At 72.9% G+C, this 22,532-nt stretch carries 21 protein-coding genes; 11 read left to right on the top strand and 10 right to left on the bottom strand.

Annotated features, from left to right (window positions below; translation table 11 throughout):
- The first annotated feature begins 85 nt into the window (after window positions 1-85).
- Window positions 86-2,278, top strand: a complete 2,193-nt coding sequence (locus tag HGB44_RS01235; RefSeq protein WP_061083586.1) for a DUF2637 domain-containing protein — start codon at window positions 86-88, stop codon at window positions 2,276-2,278.
- Between the two features lie 268 nt (window positions 2,279-2,546).
- Here the strand turns inward: HGB44_RS01235 and HGB44_RS01230 are convergent, their stop codons facing one another.
- Window positions 2,547-3,350, bottom strand: coding sequence for an SDR family oxidoreductase (locus HGB44_RS01230; RefSeq protein WP_231972671.1), 804 nt, complete (start codon window positions 3,348-3,350; stop codon window positions 2,547-2,549).
- 86 nt (window positions 3,351-3,436) lie between these two features.
- Between HGB44_RS01230 and HGB44_RS01225 the strand changes: the two genes are divergently transcribed.
- The gene (locus HGB44_RS01225; RefSeq protein ID WP_231972672.1) at window positions 3,437-4,210 is read left to right on the top strand and encodes a helix-turn-helix transcriptional regulator; all 774 of its coding nucleotides are present in this window, start codon (window positions 3,437-3,439) and stop codon (window positions 4,208-4,210) included.
- A 20-nt stretch (window positions 4,211-4,230) separates the two neighbouring features.
- Here the strand turns inward: HGB44_RS01225 and ispF are convergent, their stop codons facing one another.
- From ispF to phoU, 3 genes are all read right to left on the bottom strand, one after another.
- Complete coding sequence (ispF, locus tag HGB44_RS01220; RefSeq protein WP_082768648.1) at window positions 4,231-4,701, bottom strand: 2-C-methyl-D-erythritol 2,4-cyclodiphosphate synthase; 471 nt, start codon at window positions 4,699-4,701, stop codon at window positions 4,231-4,233.
- Window positions 4,702-4,734: 33 nt separating this feature from the next.
- Window positions 4,735-5,217, bottom strand: a complete 483-nt coding sequence (locus HGB44_RS01215; protein ID WP_013155315.1) for a CarD family transcriptional regulator — start codon at window positions 5,215-5,217, stop codon at window positions 4,735-4,737.
- Window positions 5,218-5,678: 461 nt separating this feature from the next.
- The gene (gene phoU, locus HGB44_RS01210; protein ID WP_017563721.1) at window positions 5,679-6,341 is read right to left on the bottom strand and encodes a phosphate signaling complex protein PhoU; all 663 of its coding nucleotides are present in this window, start codon (window positions 6,339-6,341) and stop codon (window positions 5,679-5,681) included.
- Between the two features lie 148 nt (window positions 6,342-6,489).
- On the opposite strand from phoU, the gene HGB44_RS01205 reads away from it, so the two are divergent.
- On the top strand, window positions 6,490-7,665 hold the full coding sequence (locus HGB44_RS01205; protein ID WP_082768620.1) for a sensor histidine kinase: 1,176 nt from the start codon (window positions 6,490-6,492) through the stop codon (window positions 7,663-7,665).
- The gene (locus tag HGB44_RS01200) at window positions 7,662-8,357 is read left to right on the top strand and encodes a response regulator transcription factor (RefSeq protein WP_013155318.1); all 696 of its coding nucleotides are present in this window, start codon (window positions 7,662-7,664) and stop codon (window positions 8,355-8,357) included. The genes HGB44_RS01205 and HGB44_RS01200 overlap by 4 nt, the downstream gene beginning before the upstream one ends.
- 85 nt (window positions 8,358-8,442) lie before the next feature.
- Here HGB44_RS01200 and dtd read toward each other — a convergent pair whose 3' ends face one another.
- Window positions 8,443-8,868, bottom strand: a complete 426-nt coding sequence (gene dtd / locus HGB44_RS01195) for a D-aminoacyl-tRNA deacylase (protein ID WP_061083250.1) — start codon at window positions 8,866-8,868, stop codon at window positions 8,443-8,445.
- Window positions 8,869-8,897: 29 nt separating this feature from the next.
- Entirely contained in the window at window positions 8,898-10,739 is a 1,842-nt protein-coding gene (locus HGB44_RS01190) for a DUF2207 domain-containing protein (RefSeq protein WP_061083251.1), read from the bottom strand.
- 153 nt (window positions 10,740-10,892) lie between these two features.
- Here HGB44_RS01190 and HGB44_RS01185 point away from each other — a divergent pair, with 153 nt between their 5' ends.
- Window positions 10,893-11,786 carry a neutral zinc metallopeptidase gene (locus HGB44_RS01185; RefSeq protein WP_061083270.1) on the top strand — a complete coding sequence of 298 codons (894 nt, stop codon included), beginning with the start codon at window positions 10,893-10,895 and terminating at the stop codon, window positions 11,784-11,786.
- A gap of 132 nt (window positions 11,787-11,918) precedes the next feature.
- Window positions 11,919-12,866, top strand: coding sequence for a neutral zinc metallopeptidase (locus tag HGB44_RS01180; protein WP_061083252.1), 948 nt, complete (start codon window positions 11,919-11,921; stop codon window positions 12,864-12,866).
- 113 nt (window positions 12,867-12,979) lie between these two features.
- Here the strand turns inward: HGB44_RS01180 and HGB44_RS01175 are convergent, their stop codons facing one another.
- Window positions 12,980-13,942 (bottom strand): alpha/beta hydrolase family protein, encoded by a 963-nt coding sequence (locus tag HGB44_RS01175; RefSeq protein ID WP_061083253.1) that lies wholly within the window; start codon window positions 13,940-13,942, stop codon window positions 12,980-12,982.
- Between the two features lie 166 nt (window positions 13,943-14,108).
- Here HGB44_RS01175 and HGB44_RS01170 point away from each other — a divergent pair, with 166 nt between their 5' ends.
- Window positions 14,109-14,702, top strand: a complete 594-nt coding sequence (locus HGB44_RS01170; RefSeq protein ID WP_061083254.1) for a TetR/AcrR family transcriptional regulator — start codon at window positions 14,109-14,111, stop codon at window positions 14,700-14,702.
- A 284-nt stretch (window positions 14,703-14,986) separates the two neighbouring features.
- On the top strand, window positions 14,987-17,485 hold the full coding sequence (locus HGB44_RS01165; protein WP_061083255.1) for a hypothetical protein: 2,499 nt from the start codon (window positions 14,987-14,989) through the stop codon (window positions 17,483-17,485).
- Window positions 17,486-17,498: 13 nt separating this feature from the next.
- On the opposite strand, the gene HGB44_RS01160 is transcribed toward HGB44_RS01165, so the two are convergent.
- The 3 genes from HGB44_RS01160 to HGB44_RS01150 form a co-directional block, all read right to left on the bottom strand.
- Complete coding sequence (locus tag HGB44_RS01160) at window positions 17,499-17,798, bottom strand: DUF2516 family protein (RefSeq protein ID WP_061083256.1); 300 nt, start codon at window positions 17,796-17,798, stop codon at window positions 17,499-17,501.
- Window positions 17,799-17,961: 163 nt separating this feature from the next.
- Entirely contained in the window at window positions 17,962-18,906 is a 945-nt protein-coding gene (locus tag HGB44_RS01155) for a M56 family metallopeptidase (RefSeq protein ID WP_061083257.1), read from the bottom strand.
- Window positions 18,907-18,911: 5 nt separating this feature from the next.
- Window positions 18,912-19,274: a BlaI/MecI/CopY family transcriptional regulator gene (locus tag HGB44_RS01150; RefSeq protein WP_013155328.1), complete on the bottom strand. Its 363-nt coding sequence runs from the start codon at window positions 19,272-19,274 to the stop codon at window positions 18,912-18,914.
- Between the two features lie 267 nt (window positions 19,275-19,541).
- Between HGB44_RS01150 and HGB44_RS01145 the strand changes: the two genes are divergently transcribed.
- The 3 genes from HGB44_RS01145 to HGB44_RS01135 all read left to right on the top strand — a co-directional run bounded on the left by HGB44_RS01145 (window position 19,542) and on the right by HGB44_RS01135 (window position 22,476).
- Window positions 19,542-20,072 carry an O-acetyl-ADP-ribose deacetylase gene (locus tag HGB44_RS01145; RefSeq protein ID WP_061083258.1) on the top strand — a complete coding sequence of 177 codons (531 nt, stop codon included), beginning with the start codon at window positions 19,542-19,544 and terminating at the stop codon, window positions 20,070-20,072.
- A gap of 309 nt (window positions 20,073-20,381) precedes the next feature.
- Window positions 20,382-21,365, top strand: coding sequence for a YbgA family protein (locus HGB44_RS01140; protein WP_061083259.1), 984 nt, complete (start codon window positions 20,382-20,384; stop codon window positions 21,363-21,365).
- 118 nt (window positions 21,366-21,483) lie between these two features.
- Window positions 21,484-22,476 (top strand): alpha/beta hydrolase, encoded by a 993-nt coding sequence (locus HGB44_RS01135; protein WP_061083260.1) that lies wholly within the window; start codon window positions 21,484-21,486, stop codon window positions 22,474-22,476.
- Window positions 22,477-22,532 lie beyond the last annotated feature (56 nt).

Below are 22,532 nucleotides of genomic sequence, written 5' to 3'. Positions count from 1 at the left end.
CGCCTGGGGACGGCCCGCCTGGAAGCAACCATAATCAGCCGGAATCTCGTGTTCGCGGCACCGACTCGACTACGCTGCGAAGGCGATGGCCCCTTACAACAACGCCCCCGAGTCAGGGACACGGAACGGTAGGCCCGCGGCAGGTCGCGGCGCGGGAGCCGGTGCTCTCGTCGGTGGCGGCCTGTTCGTCGGCCTCATCGCACTGTGCGCCCTCGTCATCTCCTACAACGGCATCTTCCAGTTCGCCGAGTACGGCGGCCACGAGGGCAGCCTCCTCGCCCACGTGTTCCCGGTGACCTACACCCTGCTGCTGATGATGGCGTGCTGGGTGAGCTACCTGCTGCGCGGAGCGCCCCCGCGCGAGCGGCTCTGGGTCGACCTGGTGCTGATCCCGGTGCTGGTCCTGTTCGCCGCGACGGCGATGCTGATGAGCAGCCTGGAACTCGTCGAGCGGGTGCACCAGGGGGTCGCCAACGTGATCGTGGCGGTGGCGCCGCTCGCGGCTCTGCTCGTCGCCTTCCTGCTGTGGATGACCCTGCGCGCGCACATGCGCAGGCGCCGCCGTGCCCGGGTGGCGAGGCCGCGTCCGGCGGACGACCCCACCACGGTGCTGCACGCCCGCACCGCGGTCCCCCCGCGCGGGGAGGCCGCCCACCTGTCCGCCTCGGAGGGCGGCGCGCTCAAGGCGCGGCTGCTGCGCCTGGGCTCCGACGGCCGGGACGAGGAGGAGACCGAGGCGTTCGCGCCGGTCGCCCGTCCTGGCCGGGACGACGACGGGGGCGACGGGGGCCCGAGGCCCGCCGGGGATCCGGAGGCCCCCGGAAGGCCGGAGGCGTTCGGGGAGCCGGAGTCGTCCGGGGAGCGCGGGAGGGGTCCGGAACCCGACGCCGTCTGGGACCGGGACGAGCCGGGCCGGGACGAGGAGGGCTGGGACGACGCGGAGTTCGCCGCCGAGCCGCTGCCCGTCGCGGACACCGACGCACCGCGGTCCGACGCGGAGGACGGCGGGGACGGGATCGAGGCCTCCGTTCCGACGCTGCGCCTGCCCCGGCGCTCGCGGGACGGGCACAACCCGATCAAGCGGGCCGCCGAGGAGGCCCCGGTGGTGCCCGGCGCGGCGTCGCCCGCCCGCGTCGAGCCGGAAGCGGAGCCGGAGTCGGCCGCGGTGGTCCCCGACCACCTGGCCGACGAGGGTTTCGAGCACGAGCCGCCCTTCGGCGACCCGGTGTCGGACGAGGCCGACGCCCCGCCGGCGGCCGCCGAGCCCCAGTCGAAGTCCGAGCCCCCCGTGGGGCCGGAACCGGGAACCGGGACCGTCACGGCCTTCGACCCGGAGTCCGAACCGCCGGAGGAGCCCGCGGAGCTCCGGCGGGAGTCCGCTCCAGTCGTGGCACCGGAGGCTGGGCCCGAGGACCCGGAGGCCGGGCCCGCCCCGGAGCCCGCGCCCGTGTCCGCGCTGCGGAGCGCGCCGTCCGAGCCGGAGCCCGGACCGGTCACGGAACCCGAACCCGTGGCGGCCTACGCCCCCGTCGGCGCCCCGACCGCCGAGGAGCCCCGGGAGGCGGAGCCCTCCGCGGCGGCCGCCGAAGGCCGCACGTCCGGGCACGGTACGGAGCACGGTGCGCCGGCCGCCGCCGCGTCCGACCGGGCGGACGACCCGGGCACCGCGCTCTGGGAGCCGCCCGAGGACGACTCGGGCGCCCACGCCCTCGCGGACTACGTACCGCCGGTGTGGACGCCGCCGGAGGACGACACCTCCCCCTTCGCGGAGGAGCCGGAGCCGAAACCGGAACCGACGCCCGTGCTGGACCACGACACCGGTCCCACGGTGCGGGCGGCGTTCCGGATCAGCGACCTGCCCCCGGAGGCGGCGCGCCCCTCGGACGGACCCGTGGAGCCCGCGCCGGGGCCGGAGGAGGCCCAGACCCGCCACGCGGCCGACGAGGACCGGTCCCAGGAAGGGGACCCCCTCCAGGAACCGGAACCGCTCGGGGAACCCGAGCCCTCCGTGCCCGACACCGACCTCCCGCCCGAGGCGGAGGAGCTTCCCCCCACCGTCCGGGAGGAGGGCGGGGACGGGCAGGCCCCCTCTTCTCCGGCGCCCCCGGCCGCGCCCGCGCCCGGTGCCGGGCGTCCCGCGCCGGAGCGACGCGGGCCCCTCACACCCGTGGGGAAGCGCCCCATGGTGCTCAAGCCGCCGCGGCCGCCGATGCCGGACTTCGCGGCGGGCCCGCCCTCGCGGCGCGTGCGCAGCGAGCCGCTCCGCCCGGACGAATAGACACGGCGAGCAGGCGCACCGGGCAGACGGGCTGAGTGGACACACGACGGGGCTGCGCACGGTCCGTGCACAGCCCCGAAGTCGTTCTGGTGGGTCCTGGTCGCCGCGGTCCGGCCTGAGGACAAGGGGGCCCTCGGACGCCGCCGACACCGTGCTGCCCCGGACCCGCTGCCCTCGGGCCCGCAGACCCCGGACCCTCCGTGCTCCACCGGAGCGCGCCTGACGGCGGCGAACCACAGCGGCCTCCCTCCACCGCGGGCGTCGGCCGTCAGATGGCCTGCTCGGTCGGCAGGATCGTGATCTCGGTCAGGTTGACGTGCCTCGGCACGGCCGCGACGAAGGAGACCGTCTCAGCGACGTCCTCGGACCGCAGTACGTCGATCTGCTCGATGAGGTCCGCCATGAGCTTCGAGGCGTCCGGGTCGGTGACGTGGTCGGGCAGCTCGGTGTCGACCATGCCGGGCTCTACGGTGCACACGCGGACCCGCTTGCGCCCGAGCTCCGTGCGCAGCAACCGCGACAGCTGGCTGACGTAGGCCTTGGTCGCCGAGTAGACCTGGAACCTCTCCAGGACCCGCACCGCGGCGATCGAGGAGGTCGTGATCAGGTCCGCGGGCCGTCCGGCCGCCGCCGCGGCCTCCAACGAGCCGACGAAGGCCTGGATGGTGTTCATGACGCCGACGACGTTGGTGTTGAGCTGGGTGTCCCAGTCGTCCACCGCCAGGTCGGTGATCTCCGCGATGAGCTGGACTCCCGCGTTGGCGAAGACCAGGTCGACGGGCCCGAGCTCGTCCTCGGTCCGCCGGGCGGCGGCGAGAACGGCCGCGCGGTCCGTGACGTCGGTCGGCAGCGCCAGGGCCGTGCCTCCGTTCGCTCGGACACGGTCCCGGAGCGCTTCGAGCCGGTCGCCGCGGCGGGCGATCAGCGCGACCTTCGCTCCCAGCTCGGCGAACCGGAGCGCGGTCGCCTCACCGATGCCGCTGGAGGCACCCGTGACGACGGCGACCCGGCCGGCGAGCGGCGTGCCGGAGACGACCTGTGCGGTGGGCAGAGTGTTCGGTGTGGTGTCCATGTCCACCATGCTCAGGCCGGGGTGCCGGACGAGGGAGGCTGTGACGCGGCCCCCCTCGTCCGGCACCCGGCTTCTAGACTCCACCCATGGCGAAGACGGATTTGGGCGAGTTCCTGCGCACCCGCCGCGCGAAGGTCACGCCGGACTCCCTCGGTCTCCCCCCGGGCGGCCACCGCCGGGTCCCGGGGCTGCGGCGCGAGGAGGTCGCCCAGGACGCCGGCCTCAGCATCGACTACTACCGGCGCCTCGAACAGGGGAAGGAGCCGCACCCCTCGGAACCGGTGCTGGCGGCGCTGTCGGCGACCCTGCGGCTGAGCGAGGCCGAGGAGAGGCACCTGTACGCACTCGCCGGTGTGGCGCGGCGACTGGACGAGGAGGCGACGGTGCGCCCCGTCCCGACCGAGCTGCTCGCCCTTCTCGACTCCTGGCACGAGGCCGGGGCCATCGTGCTCGACCCCGTGCTCGACGTCATCGCCATGAACGCCGGGGCACGGGACCTGTTCAGCGGGTTCGCCGACACCGCGAACCTGCTGGAGATGGTCATGCTCGACCCCGAGGGACCGCGCTTCTTCGTCGAGTGGGAGGCGTCGGCGGAGGCCACCGTGGCGAACCTGCGCGCCAGCGCCGACTTCAGCCGGACACCGGCGAGGCTCGCCGAGCTCCTGGAGACGCTCCGCCACGCCAGTCCCGCGTTCCCCGCTCTCTGGGCCAGACACGACGTACAGCCGAAGACCCACGAGACCAAACTGCTCCGCCACCCGGAGCGGGGCCTGCTGACGGTGGACTTCCACGCCTTCAACGTCGCCAGCGCCCCCGGCTACCAGCTGCTCGTCTACCGGGAGCGCGGACGCGCGTCGTGACGGGGCCGGGCTCCGGCCTCTCAGTCCACCGCGGCGCACAGGGCCGTGGCCACGGCCGCGATGCCCTCTCCCCGGCCGGTGAGGCCCAGGCCGTCGGTCGTGGTCGCCGAGATGCTCACGGGCGCCCCCACGACCTCCGAGAGCGTCTTCTCGGCCTCCGCGCGGCGCGGCGCGAACTTGGGGCGGTTGCTGATGATCTGGACGGCCACGTTGCCGATCTCGAAACCGGCCGCGCGCACGCGCGCCGCGGTCTCGGTGAGCAGGGCGGCCCCGGACGCGCCTTTCCAGCGCGGTTCCGAGGTACCGAAGTTGGATCCCAGATCGCCCAGCCCGCAGGCGGACAACAGCGCGTCGCACGCCGCGTGGGCGGCGACATCGCCGTCGGAATGGCCGCTGACGCCGTCTTCTCCCGGCCATTCCAAACCGGCCAGGAAAAGGGTGCGCCCAGGAGAAAACGGGTGGACGTCCGTTCCGACGCCCACCCGAGGCATATTCGTCATCAATTACGTGATTTCAGAACCAGGTCAGGTCGTGAGAACCTCGTCGAGGAGGGCCTCGGCCTTGTCCTCGTTGGTCTTTTCCGCGAGGGCGAGTTCGCTGACGAGGATCTGCCGCGCCTTGGCGAGCATCCGCTTCTCGCCGGCGGACAGGCCGCGCTCCTTGTCCCGGCGCCAGAGGTCCCGAACCACCTCGGCGACCTTGTTCACGTCACCCGAGGCCAGCTTCTCCAGGTTGGCCTTGTAGCGCCTGGACCAGTTGGTGGGCTCCTCGGTGTGCGGCGCGCGAAGCACCTCGAAGACCTTGTCCAGGCCCTCCTGCCCCACCACGTCGCGAACGCCGACGTCCTCGGCATTCGCGGCGGGCACGCGCACCGTCAGATCGCCCTTGTCGACCCTCAGAACGAGGTAGATTCTGTCCTCGCCCTTAATGTTGCGCGTCTCGATCGCTTCAATACGAGCAGCCCCATGATGGGGGTAGACAACAGTGTCGCCGACCTTGAAAGCCATGTGACAGGTACCCCTTCCGCTACCACAAGGATACCACGAATCTGTGACTTAACGTACCTATTAGGTTTGCGAACACGCAGGTCAAGCCCCACTTTCCAGGGCTTGACAAAGTGTACCCGAGGCCTGCTGCGTACCTGGTCAGACCCCGTACGGAAGGGCTTGCGGACGCCGTGACCGCCCCTTCACCGGGACTTGGGCACAGCGTTACGGACACGCCCGCGAAGCCTTCCGAGAGGGGCCGGAGCGACGGATCTCACGGTGCCGCGTCGACTGGCACACGTCGCCGGAAAGGGGCGTACGGCACCCCGCCGGAACCGCCGCCGCACGGCCCGTTCGGACCGGTCACCCTCCGCCCTCGCCCCCGCGGCGCCGCGCGGCGCCGCGCGGAGCGCGCGGCGCCGCGGGAGGGGCGCGTCCGGAGGGGCGCACGCGACGCGTTCGGCGAGGGACCCTCCTCGGACTCAGCTCTCGGGGTCGTAGTCCTCGCGCTTCTCGCCCGTCACCATGTAGACGAGGTTGTCGGCGACGTGCACCGCGTGGTCACCGAAGCGTTCGTAGAACCGGCCGACCAGGGTGACGTCCATGGTGGCCTCCACCCCGTACTCCCACCCCGGGGCGAGGATGCGCTGCAGCAGCTTGCGCCGCAGCCGGTCCATCGTGTCGTCGTCCTTGTCCAGCTCCAGGGCGGTGTCCGGGTCGCGGTCCATGATGACCTCGCCCGCCTTGGTGACCAGCAGCTCCGCCTGGTGGCCCATCTCCAGCACGATCGACCGCACCGGCTTGGGGATCGCCGAGTCGGGGTGGCGCCGCCGCGCGACCTTGGCCAGGTGGACGGCGTGGTCGCCCATCCGCTCCAGGTCGCCGCGCATGTACAGCGAGGTGATGATGGTCCGCAGGTCGGAGGCGACCGGCTGCTGCCGGGCCATCAGGCTGAACGCGGTGTCCTCGATGTCCTGGTCGAGCCGGTTGATCTGCTCGTCACCGGAGATGACCTCCTGGGCCGCGTTGAGGTCACTGTCCAGCAGCGCCGTGGTCGCACGAGCGACGGCGTGCCGGGCGAGCCGCGTCATCTCGACGAGGCGTTCACTCAGGCTGTCAAGGTCCTCGTGGTAGGTATCGCGCATGGCGTCAATGCTCCCAGTGGTTGTTTGAAGAGTCGGCCAAGAATTGGTGAACGATGCAAGAACCTCGGTTGTGTCGCATGCCCTGACCGGGTAAAGCCCCAGCCCGCACGTTTACGATCGAACCGTGCAAGGGGAACTTCTCGCCGCGGTGACCGGCATCATCGGACTCGTCACAGGCGTCGTCATCGGCGTCCTGGCCGGTCCTTTCTTCCGTACGGGTACCGCCGCACGGCAGCGGCAGGCTCCGGAGCCGCAGAACCGCGACGGCGGCGTGCTGCCGTCAGGCATAGCCGAGGTGCTCTCCGCGATCCCCTCCTCCGCCGTCGTGCTGGACTCGGCCGACAGGGTCCTGCGCGCCTCGTCCGCCGCACGCGCCTTCGGCATCGTCCGGGGCGAGGAACTGGTCATAGGCGAGCTCCTCACCCTGGCCCGGCAGGTACGGCGGGACGGCGTCATCCGGGAGACGGACATCGAGGTCGCCGTGCGCAAGTTCGGCCCCGACGCCACGTCCTTCGCCGTGCGGGTGGCCCCCCTCGGAGGGACCGGGCTGGTGCTGGTGCTGGCCGAGGACCAGACCGAGCACCGGCGCCTGGAGGCGGTTCGCCGCGACTTCGTCGCGAACATCTCGCACGAGCTGAAGACTCCGGTGGGCGCTTTGTCCCTGTTGGCGGAAACCGTACAGGACGCCAGTGACGACCCGGAAGCGGTGCGTCGCTTCACCGAGCGCATGCAGATCGAGGCCTCCCGGCTGACCGCGGTGATCCAGGACCTCATCACGCTCTCGCGCATCCAGGGCGCCGAACCGATGGCCGAGCCCGCCCGGGTCGACCTCGGTCCCGTCGTGGAGGAGGCGCTGGACTCGGTGCGCATGCCCGCGGACGCCAAGGGGATCGAGCTGGTCGGCAGCGGCGCCGAGGGTGTCACGGTCATGGGCGACGGGGGGCTGCTGGGCACGGCCCTGCGTAACCTGGTCGCCAACGCCGTGGCCTACAGCCCCAAGAACACCCGGGTCGCCGTGTCCGTGGTGCTGTCCAGGTCGAGCGTGGACATCAGCGTCGCCGACCAGGGCATAGGGATCCCTCAGCAGGATCTGGAAAGGATCTTCGAGCGGTTCTACCGTGTGGACGCCGCTCGGAGCCGGGCCACCGGAGGTACCGGTCTGGGCCTGGCGATCGTCAAGCACATCATGACCCACCACCGTGGAGAAGTGACCGTGTGGAGCAAGGAGGGGTCGGGGTCGACGTTCACTCTGCGTCTGCCCAGATCCGAGAGCCGGGGGCCCGAGGCCGCCCGGAACACCGACCGTCAGGAGGCGGCACAGTGACGCGTGTACTCGTTGTCGAGGACGAGGAATCCTACAGCGACGCCCTGTCGTACATGCTGCGCAAGGAGGGCTTCGAGGTCGCCGTGGCTCCCACAGGGACCGTGGCGTTGGAGACCTTCGACCGTACCGGGGCCGACCTGGTGCTGCTGGACCTGATGCTGCCGGGGCTGTCGGGCACCGAGGTGTGCCGGACGCTGCGGCAGAAGTCCAACGTCCCCGTGATCATGCTCACCGCCAAGGACTCCGAGATCGACAAGGTCGTCGGTCTGGAGCTGGGCGCCGACGACTACGTGACCAAGCCCTTCTCCTCACGCGAGCTCGTGGCCCGCATCCGCGCGGTGCTGCGCCGCCGCGGAGAGGACGAGGTCGTGCTCCCCGCCGCCCTGGAGGCCGGTCCCGTCCGGATGGACGTGGAGCGGCACGTGGTGACGGTGCGCGGCGACAACGTGCAGCTCCCCCTCAAGGAGTTCGAGCTGCTGGAGGTGCTCCTGCGCAACGCCGGACGGGTGCTCACCAGGATGCAGCTCATCGACCGCGTGTGGGGCGCCGACTACGTCGGTGACACCAAGACCCTCGACGTGCACGTCAAGAGGCTGCGCGCCAAGATCGAGGAGGACCCCGGCAGCCCGCGCTACATCGTGACCGTCCGCGGTCTGGGCTACAAGTTCGAGCCGGTGACCGTCGACGTCTGAGGGGCACGGGATCTCTCCGGGGACTCCCCCTCCTGCGTCGTCTCCCGTGTCCCGGGCCGTGGCGGTGTCCACAGCCCGGGCCCCGTCATGCCTCCAGGACGACCGTGAACGGCCCCTCGTTGGTGAGGGAGACCGACATCCTCGCGCCGAACACCCCCGTGGCCACCGCGGCGCCGAGCGAGCGCAGCTCCTCGACGACAGCGTCCACGAGGGGTTCGGCGACGGGTCCGGGCGCGGCGGCCTGCCAGGTGGGGCGGCGGCCCTTGCGCGCGTCACCGTAGAGCGTGAACTGGCTGACGACGAGCAGCGGCGCGCCGGTGTCGGAGCAGGACTGCTCGTCCTCCAGGATCCGCAGCGTCCACAGCTTCCTGGCGATCCTGGCCGCCTCGGCGGCCGTGTCGGTGTGGGTCACCCCCACCAGCGCCATCAGGCCCGGTTCGGTGATCCGTCCGACCACCTCGCCGTCCACCGTCACCGACGCGTGCGACACGCGCTGTACGACCGCGCGCATGGTGCCTCCCCTCGTGGGTCCGCCGCGGCCTACCGCCGCTGGAACTGGTTGAGCGCCCGCAGCCGCCGGGCGTTGGTGATGATGCCGGTCAGCGTCACCACGAACGTGGTGATGGAGTCCGCGAAGTCCTCGATCCGCCACTCCCTGGGCCCCGTGTACCAGGCCAGGCCGTCACCGGTCAGCTCCTCGGGGGTCAGGTCGGTGAGCGCGGCCGAGGCCAGGATGTTGGCCCAGTGGTCGACGTCGTCGAAGATCACCGCGTAGGGCAGGTAGCGCGAGTACAGCTCCACCCGCTGCCCCGGGGGCGCGGTCGCCGAGCGCGGGCTCAGCAGGTAGTCGCGGAAGCCCACCGTGTGCGCGTACACCGAGCTGCCCAGGGCGGTCTTGGCGGGCATGTACTGCGCCCCCGCCGTGACGGCGGCGCCCGCGATGATGACGGCCAGCCCGGTGAACGCGGCGCTGGTGAAGACCGCCAGGACCCCGGTCAGGACCACGCCCGCGGCCGTCACCGCCATGCCGATGGTGCTCCAGCGGGTGCGCACCTTGCTGGGCGAGTGGGCGAACCACTTCAGCCGCACCATGTCCCGGTACAGCTCCTCGCGCACCCGGTCGATGCGCGCCGGGAAGTCGGCGGAGGTCCGGGGCGACCCCACCTGGGACAGGCGCACGGTCCGGCGCCCGCCGAAGAGCGCGTCCAGCAGCAGCCACTCGTAGGAGCGGAGGGTGTCCTCCGGCGGACCGTCCAGCCGCACCAGCCGCCAGTCGACGGACGTGAAGTGCTCGTGCGGCAGTTCCTCCAGGCGCACGTAGCCGCGCACCGCCAGGTCGACCACGGCGCCGGTGAGGTCGGTGATGTCCACGGTCTCGTTGACGAGCGTGCCGATCTGGCCGGGGTGCACGTCGTCCGGCGGGGCGAACCGCAGACGCCCGTGCTCTCCCTCGGCCACCGGCGCGTGGTCCCCGGCCGAGGCCTCGTCGCGCAGCGCCCGCTCGTCGCGGCCCCGGACGCGGATCAGCACCACCAGGCCGCCCAGCAGCACCGCCAGCAAAAGCCCGAACACGCTGGCGGTGGCCGGGGTGACGGCGAACGCGGAGGACAGCGACCAGCGGCGGGTGAGGATCGGCTCGCCCTCCGCGGTGCCGGGCGGGTAGTTGACGACGATGTCGAGCCGGTCGCTGGGCTCCATGTCGGCCTGGAGGAAGTGGGCCACGCCCGCGTCGGCGCCCATGTCGGAGGCCGTGCAGTACATGGCGCTGCGCGGCTCCCCGGCCAGGCAGGAGAGCGCCCCGGGCGGCAGGGGCGCGGTGACGGTCACGTCGGTGGTCTTCACGGTGTGGCTGTAGGCGCCGACGGCCCGCCACTCCATCTGGACGCCCTGGGAGACCTCGCTCACGGTCCCGCTCACCCGGTAGGAGAGCACGACCCCGGAGGTGGCCTCGGTGGGGACCTCCACGGACAGGGACCCGTCGTCCCTGCTCACCCGGGCGTCCAGGGTGTTGCCGTCCAGGTCGGTGGCCCGCACACCGGTGACCTCGAACTTCCGGTCGTACTCGGTGTCGTAGATCATCGTCTCGGTCAGGGAGCGGGTGAAGGTGGCCGGGGCGCCGCCGGAGAAGGAGATGGTCTCCTCGCCGTGGAGGACGCCCGCGCGGTCGAGTTCGAGGCGGACGTCGTTGGTGATCACCGGCCCCGACCGGTCGCTGGCGGCCGCCGTGGAGCCCCCCGGTACTGTGGGGACCGGTGCCGCTGCCGTCGCGGCGTGGGCCTCCCCACCCGGCCAGGCGACGACAAGCGCCGTGACCAGTGAGGACAACACGAAGACGGCCGTCGCGACCGCGACGGCCGGGCGCCAGGAGCCAACCCACCACATGTCGCGAGAGCCTATCCGGTCCCCCGGTGCGCCGTTCCCCCCGGGCACGGTGGCCGACGTCGTGCCCCGGTACCGCGAGGAGCTGCCGTGGTGAGCCGCGGACCCGTCCGGGGGCCTGATTTCTGGCCCGAGGACCCCGGGTTCCTCCAGCGGTTGGGGCTCGGGGTCTCGCTCACACTGGGCACCGGGGTCGCCGCGGTGGGGTTCACCGGTTTCCTGGCGATCTCGGCGGCCCTGCATCCCACGGAGCCCGCGTGGTCGCACCCGGTGGCGTCCGCGGACCTCTCGACGGGCGGGGCGGCCCAGGCCTCACCGGCCGAGGAGCCGCTGACCGCCTCGGGACAGGGCGACCCGCTCGCCGACAACCCGCTGTACCGGATCGGCGAGCTGGGCGAGATCACCTGCGAGCTGCCCGAGCTGGACGAGAAGGACGCGGAGTCGGTGGAGGCGTTCGTCCACGAGATCGCCGACTGCCTGGACACGGCGTGGGGGGCCTACTTCGCCGATGCGGGGCTGGAGTTCACCTCCCCCAACCGCGTGTACTGGCACACCGCCGGGAACAGCCCGTGCGGCGCCTTCCCCAGCGAGGGCACGGCGGCCTTCTACTGCCAGGCCAACCAGGGCCTGTACCTGGGCGTGGAGGACATCGTGGCGGCCTCCGGCGGCAGCGACAAGCCCGAGGCGTACACGTTCCTGCTCAGCCACGAGTACGGGCACCACGTGCAGGGGCAGTCGCGCATCCTGGCGCAGTTCCACAGCGAGCGGGCGGGCGCCGACGAGGCGGAGGCCGATGAGCTGACCAGGCGCAACGAGCTCCAGGCCAACTGCCTGGGCGGGGTCTTCCTGGGGGCCTCGCGCGAGGACCTGGGCCTCGGCGGGTCCGAGCGGGAGAATATCCTCGACGACGTCGGGCTGCGCTCCGACTGGGGCGACGAGCACACCCACGGTTCGGCGGCCAACGGCCGCCTGTGGACGGCGCACGGCATGGACCGCAGGGATCCGGCCGCGTGCAACACGTGGAACGCTCCCGAGGAGCTGGTGCGGTGACGAGCTTCCGGGGGCACGGTCAGGCGCCGGGCGGGTCCGGCCCGGCCACGGTGACGACAGGGCGGGCGGACAGGGGTGTACGCAGGGTTCGGTAGGTCGCCGGCGTCCGCGGCTCGCCGCGCCGACCGCCGGGTGTTCGGTCTGGTGACCGCCCTCATGGTGGTGCTGCTCGCGCTGGCGCTGCTGTCGTGGACCGCCGCGGGCGAGGACGGCCCCCCGCCCGGGGCCGCGTCGGACGGGTCCGTCCCCGGGGCGGACGCCGACTCCGACGACAAGCCCGGCCAGGCCCCCTCCGGCATGGCGGGCGGGCAGGGACAGACGGGGCCGTCGGAGCGGTTCGGCTCCCAGGAGCGCCCGTCGGGGTACCGGGCCCTGGTCGCCAACCCGCTGTACGAGACCGGGCGGCTGAGCCCGCGCCCGTGTCCGGTGCCGGAGCTGGACGTGGAGGACCCGGAGTCGATGGAGGACTTCCTGCACACGGTCGCGGACTGCCTGGACGACGCGTGGCGGACCCAGTTCCTGCGCGCGGGCATCCCCTTCACCCCTCCGGAGCGGGTGTTCTGGGACGAACCCGGGATCAGCCCGTGCCGGGCCTACCCGTCGCGTGCGGGCGCGTTCTACTGCCGGGCGAGCACGAGCATCTACATCGGCACCGCGGACGTGGTGGACAAGTGGAACGGCGCCACGGACAGCGTGGTGTACGCGTCCCTGCTGGCCCACGAGTACGGCCACCACGTGCAGGGGGAGTCGGGGCTGCTGGAGTACTACCACGGGCAGCGCCAGCTGGAGGAGGACGTGCTGGAGCGCAACGCGTGGACGCGCCGCGGCGAGCTCCAGGCGAACTGCCTGGCGGGCGTGTTCATGGGGTCGGTCCGGGTGAGCTACCCCCTGGACGAGGAGGACGTGGAGACGCTGCTGGACGACGCCGCCGCCACCGCCGACCGCGAGGACGGCGAGGAGGAGGACCGCACGCACGGGTCGGTGGACAACAGCGTGGCGTGGACCCGGACCGGCCTGGAGGAGCAGAGGCCGGGGGCGTGCAACACCTGGGACGTGGCGGACGAGTCCCTGGTGCACTGAGCCCCCCGGGCCGGGCGGGCCCCGCGGAGGGCGGACCGCGCCCTCCGCGGGGGAGCCCCCGCTCCGGCCGGGCCGCCCCCGGACCGCCGGTCCGCCGGTCCGCCGCAGGGGCCCTACCGGGACTCGATTCTCCCGATCGGGTCCGGGCCGCCCGTCAGCGCGTCGCACGCCGCCCGCCAGGCGGGGCCCCCGGGGTGGAACCGGTCGCGGAGGTAGGCCCAGGTGAGCCGCTGGACCGCCGACACCCTCTCGGGGCTCTCGTCCGTGGTCTCGGCGACGTCGTACCCGGAGACCCCGCCGAGCCCGTGCTCCGCGCCGAACAGCGTGAACAGGGTCTTGGGCCCGGGGGCGAGGCGGTAGGGGTCGACGTGCCACTCCGGGCCGCGGACCGTCAGGTGGGCGGACTCGTCCTCCTCCCCGGCGACCACGAGCGCGGGCGTCGTCATCGTGGAGAAGTCCGTGGTCGAGAGGAAGGGGTAGGCGCGGGCCGTGGACTCGGTGAGGGAGTCACCGCCCGCGCCGGTCGAGGCGAGCAGCACACCCGCCGTGATCCGGGGCTCGGACAGGTCCACCACCCTCCCGTCGTGCGGGTCGGTGAGCCGGGCTCCGAGCAGCAGGCTCGCGGTGTGCCCGCCCATGGAGTGCCCGGCCACGGCGATCCTGCTCCGGTCCAGGCGTCCGGAGAGCCGGGGGACGGCGGCCTCGATCTCGTCGAGCCGGTCCAGTACGCGCTTCATGTCCTCGGCCCGCGACCGCCAGTACAGCGGCGCCTCGGGGGTGTCAGAGGGCAGGTTCAGCGACCTCGAACTCAGGTGGGTGGGCTGGATCACGGCGAACCCGTGGGCCGCCCAGAAGTTGGCGAGGGGCGCGTAGCCGTTCAGCGAGGACAGGTGGTGGGAGTGGCCGTGGCCGTGCGAGAGGAGGACGATCGGCAGTTCGCCTCCGGTCACGGGCACGGAGACCCGCACCTCCAGGTCCACGGCGCGGTCGGGCGTGGGCAGCACGACCGGGCTGACTGAGATGACGGGGGCGGGAGGGCTGACGGCGTCGGCCGTGCGCGTCGGTGCGCTGTTCATGGTGCGTCTTCCCTTCGATGGCCCTCCGCCGCCGACCTCGTCGGACCGGCGGCGGGCAGGGCGGGCAGAAGTGTCCCGTCGCAGCTAGACTGCAAGCGGAGCGCTGTTCCTCTTAATATACGGAGCAGTGTTCCGTTTCGCAACGTCCGCCGGAAGGAGAGCGTGTATGCCCAGCACAGGGGGGTCGGAGGAGGTTCCGGTCCGCGGCAGGCGGGCCGACGCGGTGCGCAACCAGCAGAAGCTGCTCACCGCCGCCGCCGCGGTGTTCGTCACCTCCGGCGTCGACGCGCCGATCCGCGAGATCGCGGCCCGGGCGGGCGTCGGGATGGGGACGATCTACCGCCACTTCCCGACGCGCGCGGACCTGGTCGTCGCCGTCTACCGCCACCAGGTCGAGGCCTGCGCCGAGGCCGGTCCGAGGCTGCTGGCCGAGGCCGGGTCCCCGTTCACCGCGCTCCGCGAGTGGGTCGACCTCTTCGTCGACTTCCTGGTCACGAAGCACGGACTGGCCGATGCGATGCGGTCGGACAGCGGCGGTTTCGAGGCTCTGCACTCCTACTTCCTCGACCGCCTGGTGCCCGTCTGCACGCGCTTGCTCGACGCCGCGGTCGAGGCCGGGGAGATCGGGCCCGGCACGCGGGCCTACGAGCTGATGCGCGGCATCGGCAACCTCTGCGTCGGGCGCGAAGACCCCCGCTACGACCCGCGCCGGATGGTCGAACTGCTGCTGCGGGGACTACGGCTGCCGCCGCCCTCCTGACGTCGGCGGGCAGTCCGTGCGCGGGTGCGTCCGTGTGCGGGTGCGTCCGTGTGCGGGTCGCACGCGGGCGGGGGCGCCCGTGTGCGGGTCGCACGCGGGCGGGGGCGCCCGTACGCGCCGCGTCCTCGTGGGCGGCGCCCCCTGCGCGCGGCGCCTCCCCGTACACCGTCCTCCGTGTGCGGACCCCGTGCCCGGACGGGGCCGTACGCGGAGTTCCCCCGGTGTTGTCCACAGGTTCGAAGTACCGCTGTCGCCCGGATACGGAGCGTGGCAGGATGCTTCGTATGTCGGACCTCGCCGAACCCCTCAGCCCCTACGAGCCCGAACCGACCGCCCCCGCTCCCCGCTCCCCCGGGACCTCCCCCGACGAAGCCTCTCCACCGCCCGTCCCGACCGGACCGGGCTCCCCCGTGGCCGAGCGGGTCGAGCTGCGCGTGCACGGCGTCAGCGGCGGCCAGGCCGAGGAACTGCTGGACGTGGAACCCGCGATGCGCGTGGGCGGCGACCGGCTGGCGGGGTTCTTCCGCTGGCGCCGCGAGTCCGACACCGAGACCGTCCCGGGTGTGCGCCGGGAGATCTTCGCCTGGGGCAACCTCACCTCCGGGCGCTCCTCCCGGGCGTTCTGGCTGCTGCTGCTGCCGTTCATGCTCGTCAACGTGGCGTACTGGATGCGGCCCGGACGGATGGACCGCGACCCCACGGGGGCACGGCTGCTGGCCAACAACGCCTACGGCGGGGGCGTGCGGCTGCTCGCGCTGTCCCTGACGGTGCTCATCACCCTGGCCGCGGCGGGGATCGGCATGGACCTGGTGGCCTGGCAGTGCGCCTCCGGGCAGGGCGAGGAGTGCGTGCGGGCCCGCCCCTGGCTGGCCTTCCTGGGCTCGCCCTCGTCGGTGCTGTCCGCGCCGGGCCCGGCCCTGCTGGTGGGCGCGGTGCTGCCGTTGGTCCTGATCGTGGTGTTGTGGCTGCTGTCGCGGCGCACGGCGGCCGACTACGAGGTCGTGGAGAGCCCGATACCGCCCCGCCCCAGCGCGGCCGCCCCGTTGAGCCACAAGGGCTTCTGGCGCAACAGCGAGACCATGGCCCGGCTGCGCTCGGCGCACATCTCGGCGGCTCTGGGCACGGTGGCCGCCCTGCTGGTCGTACCGGCGCTGCGGCACGACCTGGGACCGTCGACGGCGGGACCGCCCGACGGACCGGGGCCGTGGATGGTCGGCGCACTCCTCTCGGCCCTGCTGGCCGCGGTGGTCACGTTGAGCACCCTGAGCGTGCTGGTCCCGGGCACCGACCCGCGCTGGAACGCCCGGGCCGACCGGGTCTGCCGCCTGCTGCGCGACGCCACCCTGGTCCTGGGGCTGGCGGTGGCCGCGTACGCGCTCTGGCCCCGCCCCGAGTGGGCGGCGTCGGGACGGCTGCCCGGCAACGGGGCGATCCTCAACACGCTGTTCGCGATCCAGGCGGTCCTGGTACTGGTGATGCTGGCGGCGGCGCTGTTCCTGTTCGCCTCCGACCGCTCCCACGGCGGCGCGGCGATGCGCGGCCTGGCGGGTCCGGCCACGGCGGCCCTGGGCGCCCTGCTCGGCGGCGGGTTCTCGGCCGCGCTCGTCTACCAGGGGTCACTGGCTCTGAGCGGCTGCGGCACCCTGGCCACCCCCGAGGTGGACTGCCTGCCGCTGTCGGTGCCGGCCGCCTACTCCTGGCTCCAGCTGGCGTTCGCGTTGGAGGCGGCCATCGCGCTGGTCGTGGTGGGGGTGCTCGCCCTGCGGCTGCGCCGCGACACCCGGTCGCACCTGGAGGGGGTCACCGAGGACTACGCGCGCAGCGTGCGCGACCGCCGCACCTGGGACATCGCCCACGCGCGGGCGGCGGGCCGGATGACGGAGGCGCTGCCGTGGGTGCTGGCGGCCTTCCTGCTCCCGGTGGTGGCGCTGGGCGTGCTCGTACTGCACTCCACGCTGTCGGGGCACCTGCCGGCGGGTGCGGCCTCGGCGACGACGGCCGTGTCGGCTGTGTCCTCCGTCCCGGGCGAGGTGCGGGGGTTCGCCCAGGGAACGGTGTCGGGGCTGATCGGCGTCGGCTCCCTGCTGGGCGGCGCCGCCCTGGTGGCGCTGGCCTGGATCGGACGCAGCGCCTACCGCGACCGGCCCACGCGGCAGGCCGTCGGCTCGGTGTGGGACGTGGGCACGTTCTGGCCCCGGGCGGCCCACCCGCTGGCGCCGCCCTCCTACGCGGAGCGGGCCGTGCCCCAGCTGTGCGCCCGGGTCGCCCTGTTGTGCCGGGAGGGCACGGACGTGGTGCTCTCGGGGCACTCGCAGGGCTCGGTGCTGGCGGCGGCCACCGTCTGGCAGCTGCCCACCGACTGCCTGGGCCGGATCGCGCTCATCACGCACGGCTCACCGCTGGACCGCCTGTACGCCCGCTACTTCCCGGCCTACTTCGGGCCGGGGCCTTTCGCGGACCTGCGGGAGCGGGTGACGGACTGGCGCAACCTGTGGCGGGTCACCGACGCGATCGCCGGCCCGGTGCGGACGCTCGGCCCCTCCGTCGGCGCCCGGGCCGCACACGTCGTGGAGCGGGCCGAACCGCTGCCGGACCCGCGCTCCTACGACGCCCTGCCCGGCGAGGCCAGACGTCCGGAGATCCTGGGCCACTCCTACTACACGGGCGACCCCGCCTACTCCGCGGAGCTGCGGCGGGTGCTGGACGCCATGGAGGCGCGGGCGCTGCGTGCGGCCTCCGCCGGGAGCGCGGATTCCGAGGCCTCCGCGGGGAGCGCGGGATGAGATCGCGGGAGGCCTACCAGGGGCCGTAGGGGCCGTTGTTGCTGTTGCCGCCCACGCCCTTGACGGCCGGACGCACGTCCAGCAGGAAGACGAGGGTGGCGACCAGGCCGAGGATGACGAACATCCCGCTGCCGGAGAACACGGCCAGCAGGGAGAGGCCCGAGGCGACACCGGTGAGGATGACCCACAGCTTCTTGGTCTGCTTGTCCATCAGCTCGAAGGCCGCTGCCGGCGTACGGATCGCCTCGATCAGCGCGTACAGGCTCGCCACGAAGGTGGCCAGGTAGATGGCCTGCCAGATCAGTCCGAACAAAACGCACACTCCCGACGACGTTCCGAGCGGGGAGTCCGCCCGCTCTCCACCGTAAACGGATGGGACGCGTTGATCGTGCCCGCGGAGGCCGGTGTCACACACGCGTCGGAGCGGCGGTCGGCGGCGGCCCCGGACGAGGACACGCGACCGGCGGCCGCGCGGGTCACAGCGGGATGTGCCAGAGGCAGGTGACCGCGGCCAGCAGGAAGGCGGAACCGCCCATGATGAAGGCGCCCGCGTGGTAGGGCAGCTCGTTGTCGGGGTGCAGGAGGCGGTTGACCCGACGCATCACACCGGGCTCGGCGTCGGGAACGGCCGCCATCGCGCCTGCGGGCACCGGGGCCGGTCCGGCGGCGCCGAAGCGCAGCAGCGCCATGGCCAGCTCGCGCGAGGAGCTCTTGCGCCTGGCCTGGTCGTCGGCGCACATCTCGATGAGCAGCGCGACGCTCTCGTAGTAGGTGCGGACCAGGCGGAACCGCGGGAAGGCGCGCTTGAGCGAGGAGAACGGCAGCAGCACGAGGTCGTGGCGCTGGCGCAGGTGGGCGTGCTCGTGGGCCAGGACGGCGGCCAGCTCGCGGTTGTCGAGGACCGCCAGGGCCCCGGCGCTGATGACCACCTGCGAGCGCAGCACGCCCGGAAGGCAGTACGCGGCGGCCGCCGGGTGGTCGAGCACGCGGGCGCCGGGCACGTCGGGGTGCTCGCTGGCGATGAGTTCGAGGAGATCGTGGTGGCGTCGTCGGACGCGGACCACGTGCACGAAGGAGGAGACCAGGCCGTAGAAGAGCACCAGGGTCAGCACGACGGCCAGGACCACGGCCGCGATGTGGCTGACGCCCTCAAGCCCCTGGGAGAGCTCGGCGAGCAGCAGTTCGCCGGTCACGATGTCCGTGGCCAGGGCCATGGACCCCCCGGCCGCGCCGAGCTGGTAGGAGGAGAGCCCGAAGGCCAGCAGCGCGCCGATGGTGGACACGCCCCAGGCCAGACCGAGCGCCTGCCACGTGATCACGGCCGTGTAGGGCCCCCGCGAGGGCCACTTGGCCCGATGGAGGCCTTCCATCGCGATGAGACAGCAGACCGCGACGAGGGTGAGAAGTGCGGCACTGACCATACGGACTAGTTCCTTGGCTGCTCGGTTTCCGCGAGTGCGCGCCGGAGCGCTTCAGCCTGCTCGCCGTCCATGGACTGGACGAAGGCGGCCAGGGCGGCGTCGCGGTCCCCGGTCTGTCCGAGCGCGTCGAACATCAACTCGGAGACGTATGCCTCACGGCTGGCTGCCGGACGGTAGCGCCACGCACGACCCTCACGTGCCCGGGTGACGACCTTCTTCTTGGCGAGCCTGTCGAGCACGGTCATGACGGTCGTGTGCGCCAGGTCGCGCTCGGCCAGAGCCTTGCCGACCTCACGAACCGTCATTGGTTCGTTCCGTGACCACAGTACATCCATCACCGCACGCTCAAGTTCGCCAAGCCGATTCATACCCGTGATTCTACTTGGGGTCGTACTACCCGCTGTCGTACCCCCAGGTTAAATCCTCATCACCTACGGGACAAGGGATAGCGGTCCCGGAGCGGGGTGGGATCGGCCTCCCCCGCACCCGGTCCGGACCTCCTCCGACGACGACCGCGGAGGGCGTTCCCCGGGCCCCAACCGAACCAGGGAACCCGGGCACCCGTCCCACAACGCGACCCCCGTCACCGCAGTGCGGCGACCGCCGCACACCCACGGCACAGGAAGGGAAGGGCCATGGCCTCTCCGAACCACTCCCGGATCCACGTCGTCCGGGGCGACATCACCGAGCAGAGCGTGGACGCCGTCGTCAACGCCGCCAACAGCTCGCTCCTGGGCGGCGGCGGAGTGGACGGCGCCATCCACCGCAAGGGCGGGAAGTCCATCCTGGAGGAGTGCCGTCGGCTGCGCGCGGGCCACTACGGGGGCGGCCTGCCCGTCGGCGACGCGGTGGCCACCACGGCCGGGCGGCTGCCCGCCCGGTGGGTGGTCCACACCGTCGGCCCGGTGTACAGCGCCACTGAGGACCGCAGCGCCCTTCTGGCCTCCTGCTACGGCGAGTCCCTGCGGGTCGCGCACGAGCTGGGCGCGGAGTCGATCGCCTTCCCCGCGATCTCCACCGGCGCCTACCGGTGGCCGGTCGAGGACGCGGCGCGCATCGCCGCCTGGGCCCTGCACTCCGCGCACCTGCGCGTGCCGGAGATCCGCCTGGTGCTGTTCGACGACGTCGCGCACCAGGCCTTCCTCAGGGCCTTCGACCCCAGCTGACCCGCGGCACGCGGACGGTGGCACGGCGGCGGGCGTGTCCGCGACCACGCGGCGGCCCCGCCCCGCGCCGCTCGCGCCGGGCCCGGACACGGGACGGCGACCTCCCTGACCGCGCCGCCCCGGAGGACGAGCAGAGAGCTCGACCGCGGCGGCCGGGGCGGGATGGTCGTGGACGCGGAGGTCCTGTGTGAACAGGACGATGGTGGCGGGCGCCGAGCGGCGCTCCTCCACCGGACGTGTTCGCGCGGGCACTCCGGATCCTCCGGGGAAAAGCCGGTGCTCAGGCCGCTGACCGGGTAGGAAGTGCGCATGACCACACGGCTTCCTCCTGTGCCCGACCCGCGGGTCCGCCCCAGGGTCGGGGTGTCCAGCTGTCTGCTCGGCGCTCCGGTCCGCTACAACGGCGGGCACTCCCGTTCGCGCTTCCTCACCGACGAGCTCGACCGCCACGTGGACTGGCTGCCGGTCTGCCCGGAGGCGGAGATCGGACTGGGGGTCCCGCGCCCCACCCTGCGCCTGCAACGCCGGGAGGGGCTGGACCGGGTGGTCTCCAGCGCGGACGGCGCCGACCGCACCGAGGAACTGGCCGAGGTCGCCGACCGCCACCTGGCCCAGCTGCGCCATCTGGACGGGTACGTGCTCAAGAACAAGTCGCCCAGCTGCGGCCTGTTCGCCCTGCCCGTGTTCGACCAGGGCGGCAGCCGGGTGGACGGCAGGGGCCGGGGCGCCTTCGCCCAGCGGCTCACCGATCTGCTGCCCTCCCTCCCCGTGGAGGAGCAGGGCCGCCTGATGGACCCCGTGCTGCGCGAACTGTTCGCCCAGCGCGTCTTCGCGCACGCGCGGCTGCGTCACCTGTGGGAGTCCGACTGGCGTCCGCGCGACCTGGTGGCGTTCCACACCCGCCAGAAGCTCCAGCTGATGTCGCACTCCCCGGAGGGGTACCGGGAGACGGGCAGGATCGTGGCGCGCGCCGGCACCGACGCCCCCGAGGAGGTCCGGGCGGTCTACACCGAGGCCTTCCACCGGGCGATGGCCGTGCGGCCGAGCCGTGGCAAGCACGTCAACGCCCTCCAGCACGCCTTCGGGATGCTGAGCCCGCTGCTGGACGACGCCCGCAGGCACGACCTGCTGGGGGCGATCGAGGACTACCGGCACGAACAGGTGCCGCTGAGCGTCCCGGTGGCGCTGCTGCGCCACCACTGCGCGGCGGAGGACATCGGGTGGGCCCGCGACCAGACCTACCTGCGCCCCTACCCGGACGACCTGCGACTGCGGCACGCGGTCACGGTCTGACCACGAAGAGGGGAGGTTTCCCCCCGTTCCGCGACCGGGCACACATGGCACATTACACTCAGTGACGTTCCTCCGGTCCCCCGACAGGGTGCCGCTGACCCGACCCTGAGGTTTCGGTGTGTTCGCGTCCTTCTCCAGGCGGGCCTTCGTGCTCGCCTCCTCCTGCGTGGTCGCCACGGCAGCCGCGACGCTGGCCACGGTCCCGCCCGAGGAGCTGACCGAGCGGCTCGAATCCGGCCTGGACCCCGAGCCCCGGCTGGCCGACAGCCAGACGCGCTTCTCCCCGCGCCAGGAGCCCTCCGCCTCCGCGCTCCTGCCCCGTCCCGGACAGGTCGCGGCCTGCGCCGCACCCGGCAGGGACGAGGTCGTCACCCTGCCCGACACCGGCGCGCCCGAGGGCGGCCGCCCCCTGTGGATCCGGCGCCCCTCGGGCCCCGACAGCGCGAACCTGCCCGTGCTCTACCTGCTGCACGGGTCGGCCTCCACCCACGAGACGCTCATGGACGAGGACATCGGTGCGCTCCTGGACCGGCAGATGTGCCGTTCGGGGGTCGAGTTCGTCATCGCCGCCCCCTACGGCCAGGAGAGCGGTGGCTCCACCACCGAGTGGGGCGACGCCGCCGACGGGGGGTTCGCGCTGGAGAGCTTCGTCACCGGCGCGGCCGTTGAGGCCGTCGAGGGCGAGCACACGCGCCCCCGCGAACTGCGCGCCGTCGGCGGGTTCTCCATGGGCGGGTACGGGGCGGCGGCGCTGGCGCTGCGCAACCCCGACCTCTACACCCAGGTGGTGTCCTGGGCCGGGTACTTCCGGGTGGACGATCCGCACGGCGTCTTCGGCGGCGACACCGAGCCGCACTCCCCCGACCGGCTGCTCGGCTCCGAGGAGGTGCGCGACCTCAGGTTCATGCTGGTGGAGGGCACCGAGGACCACACCCCGCTCCAGGAGGGCAGCATCCACGGTGAGGCCGAGCGCTTCTCCGGCCTGCTCACCGAACACGGTATGACGGTCGCCACGCTCCACCCGCACGGAGGCCACGACTTCACCACCTGGAAGCGCTCCTTCGCCGACGCCGTCGACTTCCTGGTCTCGGGCTGGACCTCGGCACCGTAGGTCACGCGGTGCGCACACCCGGCCCCCTCGCACGGACCAGCGGGGAACAGTGTGTA

This window comes from Nocardiopsis alborubida (genome assembly GCF_012396365.1).
GTDB lineage: Bacteria > Actinomycetota > Actinomycetes > Streptosporangiales > Streptosporangiaceae > Nocardiopsis > Nocardiopsis alborubida.
This window is presented reverse-complemented; position numbering and strand designations above follow the sequence as displayed.